Consider the following 2,351-nt stretch of genomic DNA (forward strand, 5'->3'; position numbering starts at 1 on the left):
CCACTTTTCAGGAAGCAGACCAAATTATGGTAATTAAGGCCCGCATCCTTCGATGCGGGCCTAATGATTCGTCTTTGGATTTATTGGCGGGTCGCCACTGCAAATAGAGAGGTTCCCTCCCTGGTATCATTAAAACATAGTGCGCAAGCCGACTTTAAAAACGGTGTCATCCGCGCTGCCAGTTTCCAAACGTTGAAAGTCAGCGGTGTCGCCATAGGCTTCTTCATAGGCAAGTTCGACATAAGGAGCGAATTCACGGGTGAATTCATAGCGCAATTGAGCGCTGTATTCCGCCGTCGCTAATCCCGAACCAATCTGCCGGGACAGATCGTCTTCGGCATAGAAATCGAGCGCGATACCGGGTTCGAGGATCAGGCGTTGCGTGAACAAAAGTTCCCCAGTCGCTTCAAAGCGGGCGCTGACATCGCCGCTCGAAGAAACAAAGGCGGCTGCATCAACTTCGAAGAAATAGGGCGCAAGTCCTTGCAGCCCTATAACGCCATAGGTCTCGCCTTTAGGCTCAAGGTCGTAGCGCACACCAATCTGGGCATCCCAGAATTTTGAAATGTATCGTGAATACAGCGCCTGGACCTCGGCGTCCTCGAAGTCGCCATCGGCAAATTCACCTTCGGCCTTCCACCAGAAGCGATTATAATCGCCGCCAACCCAGCCTTGGGCATCAAAGGCGCCGACGGTTTCATCATCAATCTCGGCAATATCGGCTTCGATCAGCGTGTAATTGTAGACCGGGTCACCTTCGGCTGCGAGGGCGGGCAGGGCGGTCGCCATAGCGAGCGCACCCACGAGCAGGAAATTGGGTTTCATCTGTTTTGTCCTTATGGGTGTTTGTTATTGAACGCCGCCAATGACATTGACTTGCCGGAACATGCCGGTCGCGGCGTGCTGGAGAATGTGGCAGTGAAAGGCCCAGGATCCGGTGGCATCGACGGTTACATCGGCGGAGATGGTTTCACCTGGCCGGATGGTGATCGTGTGCTTGCGCGGTGCCATGTCGCCCTCGCCATTCACCAGATCCATCCACAATCCATGCAGGTGCATCGGGTGCTCCATCATGGTTTCGTTCTTGAATGTGATACGAACGCGTTCGCCGTAGTTGAATTCAAGCGGGCCAGCGTCACCGAACTTCACGTCATTAATCGACCAGAAATATCGTTCCATATTGCCCGTGAGACGTAGCTCGACCTCGCGGTCTGGCGCGCGCCGGTCCGTATATGGGGTAAGCGCGCGAAGATCGTCATAGGAGAGAACTTTCTCTCCATGCTCCATCGCAGGCATTGCGCCATGTCCGCGATGGGCGTCTCCACTCATGTCCATGGTCATCTCATCCATGCCGGCAGCTTCACTTTCAGCCATTGCGCCGTGGCTGGCATGGCCTTCTCCCATCGCTGCCATTGTCAGCTCTGGCCGGGGCCCAAGTTCCGGGATCGCCGCTTCGGCGCCGCGTGTCTCGCTGAGGGTGCCGCGGGCATATCCTGAGCGGTCCTTTGCGGCGGCGAAGATCGTATATGATTGTCCCGCCTCAGGCTCGACGATAACGTCGAAGGTTTCAGCGATAGCGATCGGGAACTTGCTCTGCCCCACCGAGGTGATCCACCGGTTTTGTTAGTCCGGCGGTTTCCACGTAGCGGCGTTCATGCCGCTACCTCCACATAGTAAGGCGGTATGAACGCCGCGGGCAAGATGGTTTGTGGCGCAGGTGGCCGGTAGCCCAAAGATGAGTGTGGGCGCGCGGTGTTGTAATGGCGGCGCCATGTCTCGATCAGGACTTTCGCCTCCCTGAGATCATAGAAGATTTCCCTCGCCAACAACTCGTCTCTGAGCTTGGAGTTGAAGCTCTCGCAGTATCCATTCTCCCAAGGCGAACCGGGTTCGATATAGAGCGTCTTCACGCCGATCCGGCCAAGCCACTCGCGCAGGGCCGTGGCGATGAACTCGGGGCCATTGTCGGAACGGATATGCTCCGGCGGGCTATGATGCACGAACAGTTCGCCCAGCGTGTCTAGGACATCGCGGGAGTTGAGCTTGCGTTCGACACGAATGGCGAGGCATTCGCGAGTGAACTCATCAATCACACACAGCATGCGGAACACCTTGCCGTCATGCGTGCGGTCCTGAACGAAGTCATAGGACCAGACATGGCCCTTGTGCATCGGCCTCAGCCGGATGCAGGAGCCGTCATTCAGCCAGAGACGGCCTCTCTTTGGTTGTTTCATTGGCACTTTCAGCCCTTCACGCCGCCAGATGCGATACACCCGCTTCTCGTTCACATGCCAGCCATCCCGTCTCAGCAGGGCCGTGATCCGGCGGTAGCCATACCGGCCGAACCGTTC

At 56.8% G+C, this 2,351-nt stretch carries 3 protein-coding genes; all 3 read right to left on the reverse strand.

The annotated features are described in order from the left end of the window. Positions 1-129: 129 nt before the first annotated feature. On the reverse strand, positions 130-825 hold the full coding sequence (locus B4F73_RS08080; RefSeq protein WP_290482969.1) for a copper resistance protein B: 696 nt from the start codon (positions 823-825) through the stop codon (positions 130-132). Positions 826-849: 24 nt separating this feature from the next. Then, positions 850-1,602 (reverse strand): multicopper oxidase domain-containing protein, encoded by a 753-nt coding sequence (locus B4F73_RS08085; RefSeq protein ID WP_290482970.1) that lies wholly within the window; start codon positions 1,600-1,602, stop codon positions 850-852. Between the two features lie 50 nt (positions 1,603-1,652). Further along, positions 1,653-2,351: IS3 family transposase (locus B4F73_RS08090; RefSeq protein ID WP_290482971.1), on the reverse strand; the 699-nt coding region annotated here is incomplete at its 5' end.

The sequence above is a fragment of the Hyphomonas sp. UBA3601 genome (genome assembly GCF_002375605.1).
Classification (GTDB): Bacteria; Pseudomonadota; Alphaproteobacteria; order Caulobacterales; family Hyphomonadaceae; genus Hyphomonas.